Consider the following 3,310-nt stretch of genomic DNA (forward strand, 5'->3'; position numbering starts at 1 on the left):
CCGGCTCGGTCACGGTCGCGGGCACCGCCGCCTGCACGGTCCGGGCCGCCGCCACCGGCCCGGTGATCTGCGGCCGCTAAGCGCGCTGGCTAGATCAGCGCGAGTTCGGCGAGCTTGGTCATCAGCGCGGGCGGCATGATGTCGAGCCCGGTCGCGTCGCCGCCGAGATCGAGCGGCGCATCGGTGCCCTCCAGATACCGCCACCCCTGATGTGCGCGTTTCGGCCGTGCCTGAACGAGCACCAGTTTGGGATCGATATGGATCGCGACGCGTCCGCCCTCCGCCTCGCCAAAGCCCAGGATCGGCGACCGCGCGATCAGCTGGTGCTTCAGGATCCAGTACATCGAGCCGCCTTCGCCGACCGGCCCCGCAACCTCCTCGTGCCGCTTGGGCAGGTAGCGGGTGGTGAGGAACACGGGGCCCTCTTCGCCGCGCAGCCGCAGGCGCTCCGCCAGATGGTCGACGCTGTCCGCGCCGAACGCGACTTTGGTGAGGTGAAGCGGCATCCGTCTGGAAATGGGCGCTAATCCGCGCCAGTCAACCGGAGCGTCAACCGTGCAGCCCCCACAGGCTGGCAAGGCCGAGGAACGAGAAGAACCCCATCGTGTCGGTCATCGTGGTCACGAACACCGCCGACGAGACCGCGGGATCGATCCGGAACTTGTCGAGCGTGATCGGGACCAGCACGCCGGAAAGCCCTGCGGTGATGTTGTTGGTGAGCATCGCCGCGGCGATGACGATCGACAGGTCGGTGTTGCGGAAGATCACATAGGTACCCAGGCCGATCAGCGTGCCCAGCATGACGCCATTGGCCGTGGCGATCCGGAATTCGCGGACGATCATCCGCTTGGTGTTCGAACTCGTCAGCTGGTTGGTCGCGAGCGCGCGGACCACGACCGCGAGCGTCTGCGTCCCGGCATTGCCGCCCATCCCCGATACGATCGGCATCAGCACCGCAAGCAGAGCGAAGCTCGCGATCGTCCCCTGGAACAGCCCGACGACCGACGATGCGACCATCGCGGTGCCCAGATTGACCACCAGCCAGGTGAAGCGCGTCCGCACCGTCAGCCGGATCGGTTCGTTGATGTCGCCGTCGCCAGCCCCTGCCAGACGCAGCGTATCCTCGCCCGCCTCTTCGGAAATGATGTGGACGATGTCGTCGACGGTGATCATGCCGACCAGCCGGCCGCCATGATCGACCACCGCGGCGGAGATCAGCGCATATTTCTGGAAGCGCAGCGCGACCTCTTCCTGGTCCATGTCGACCGGGATCAGCGTCTGTTCGCGCTTCATCACATCGGCCATTGCGATCCCGCGCGGCGTGCGCAGCATCCACGACAGCTGGCACGTGCCGATCGGCTTGTGCGCGGGGTCGACGACGAAGATTTCCCAGAAATCGGTCGTCAGCTCCTCGTGACCACGCAGATAATCGATCGCGTCGCCGACGGTCCAGTGCTCGGGCACCGCGATCAGCTCGCGCTGCATCAGGCGGCCCGCGGACTCCTCGGGGTAGCTCAGCGCCTCCTCGATCGCGGCGCGATCGTCGGGATCGAGCGCGCGCAGCACCGCGCGCTGCTCGTCCTCGTCCATGTCCTCGATGATCGCGACCGCGTCATCGGTATCGAGTTCGGAGGCAAGGTCGGCGACCTGGTGCGGCTCGAGCGCATCGATCAGATCCTCGCGGACATAATCGTTCATCTCGGCGAACACGTCGCCGTCGAGCAGATCGGTGACCGCGCGCGCCAGCGCCGCGCGATCCTCCTGCGGCGTCAGCTCGAACAGATCGGCGATGTCGGCGGGGTGCAGCGGCTCGACCAGCGCGCGTGCCGCCGCATTGTCGCCGTCCTCGACCGCGTCGAGCACGGCGCGGACGAATTCGGGCCGCAACCGGTCGTCGCGATCGAGCTGGGTTTCGGGCTGGGTCTCGGTTTCGACCTCGGGAAGCTCGAGTTCGCTCATGGCTGCCTCCCTTAAAAGCGTGCGCTTGGGCCCTAACGCGCCGCGCATGCATTTGCCAGTCGCGGGGTGGATCCCTATCTGCCGCGCATCAATTCAGGAGAAGACCCAATGGCCGATACCCCCGAAACGCTGACGCTGACCCTCGACGGCGGTGACGTGACGATCAAGCTGCGCCCCGATCTGGCCCCGAAGCACGTCGAGCGCATCGTCGAGCTGGCCAATGACGGCTTCTATGACGGCGTCGTGTTCCATCGCGTGATCCCGGGCTTCATGGCGCAGGGCGGCGATCCCACCGGCACCGGCATGTCGGGGTCGGACAAGCCGAACCTCAAGGCCGAATTCTCGGCCGAGCCGCATGTCCGCGGCGTGTGTTCGATGGCGCGCACCAACCAGCCCGACACGGCGAACTCGCAGTTCTTCATCGTGTTCGACGACGCGCGCTTCCTCGACAAGCAGTACACCGTCTGGGGTGAAGTCACCAACGGCATGGAGCTGATCGACGCGCTCCCCAAGGGCGAGCCGCCGCGCCAGCCCGGCAAGATCGTGAAGGCACGCGCAGCCTGAGCTGAAGACTGCACCGGCGCAGCGAAGCTGCGTCGGAGACAGTCGAAGCCGGCCGGCGGAGCAAAGCTCCGTCCGACGGCGCGGCTTAGCCGCGACGCGCTTCAAGTCAGAAGCGCGTCGCGGTTGCTACCCTGACCCTCTCTCAACCGTACATCCGGTATCCGAGCGGAGGCTGTGCCTCGCTAAACTTCCGCTAGCGTCTTGATCAGCCAGTCATGGAACAGCTTGACCGGCTTGGCCTGCAACGCGCGCGGGCGGCAGACGAACCAATAGCTGTACGGGCTCTCCACCTCGATTTCGAACAGCCGCACGAGCCGCGGATCGTTCGCATCCTCGAAATGGCTGGCATGCATGAACGCGACGCCCAGCCCCTGCGCCGCCGCTTCGAGCATCAGCGCCCCCGAATCGAAATGATCGATCGCCAGCGGCTCGATATCGTCGAGCCCAGCCGCCGTCCGCCACGCGGTGAACGTATCCGTCATGTCGCGGTGGACCAGCGCGGTCAGCGTTGAGAGCTGTTCGGGTCGGGTGATCGGATCGGCGCGGTCGAGCAGGGTGCGCGCACCGATCACATAGACCGAATTGCGATCGAGCCGCCGCGCATAGAAGGCCGGATCGATCTCGCGCGACAGCGCGATCACCGCGTCCAGCCCGTCACCCAGCCGCGATACCAGATGCGCCGCGGTATCGATGTCGAGATGCAGTTCGGGATGCGACGCACGCAGTTCGCCGAGTCGCGGGAACAGTTTCTGCGATGCATAGAGCGGCAGGATGCCGAGCCGCAGCC

The 3,310-nt window shown here is 66.3% G+C and carries 4 protein-coding genes; 1 reads left to right on the forward strand and 3 read right to left on the reverse strand.

Annotation, left to right across the window (positions count from 1 at the left end; all coding sequences use genetic code 11):
* Positions 1-89: 89 nt before the first annotated feature.
* Together sphsw_RS13095 and mgtE are read right to left on the reverse strand one after the other, a co-directional pair.
* Complete coding sequence (locus tag sphsw_RS13095; RefSeq protein ID WP_031440993.1) at positions 90-506, reverse strand: DUF1489 family protein; 417 nt, start codon at positions 504-506, stop codon at positions 90-92.
* Positions 507-549: 43 nt separating this feature from the next.
* On the reverse strand, positions 550-1,959 hold the full coding sequence (gene mgtE, locus sphsw_RS13100) for a magnesium transporter (RefSeq protein ID WP_031440994.1): 1,410 nt from the start codon (positions 1,957-1,959) through the stop codon (positions 550-552).
* Between the two features lie 108 nt (positions 1,960-2,067).
* Between mgtE and sphsw_RS13105 the strand changes: the two genes are divergently transcribed.
* Positions 2,068-2,523 carry a peptidylprolyl isomerase gene (locus sphsw_RS13105; protein WP_031440995.1) on the forward strand — a complete coding sequence of 152 codons (456 nt, stop codon included), beginning with the start codon at positions 2,068-2,070 and terminating at the stop codon, positions 2,521-2,523.
* A 182-nt stretch (positions 2,524-2,705) separates the two neighbouring features.
* Here the strand turns inward: sphsw_RS13105 and sphsw_RS13110 are convergent.
* Positions 2,706-3,310: LysR substrate-binding domain-containing protein (locus tag sphsw_RS13110; RefSeq protein WP_031440996.1), on the reverse strand; the 605-nt coding region annotated here is incomplete at its 5' end.

Source organism: Sphingomonas sp. FUKUSWIS1, assembly GCF_000733135.1.
Taxonomy (GTDB): Bacteria; Pseudomonadota; Alphaproteobacteria; order Sphingomonadales; family Sphingomonadaceae; genus Sphingomonas; species Sphingomonas aerolata.

Bases quoted from the DNA above. Each gene is read 5' to 3' on its own strand.
- sphsw_RS13095 (WP_031440993.1), bottom strand. From the start codon at position 506: ATGCCGCTTCACCTCACCAAAGTCGCGTTCGGCGCGGACAGCGTCGAC.
- mgtE (WP_031440994.1), bottom strand. From the start codon at position 1,959: ATGAGCGAACTCGAGCTTCCCGAGGTCGAAACCGAGACCCAGCCCGAA.
- sphsw_RS13105 (WP_031440995.1), top strand. From the start codon at position 2,068: ATGGCCGATACCCCCGAAACGCTGACGCTGACCCTCGACGGCGGTGAC.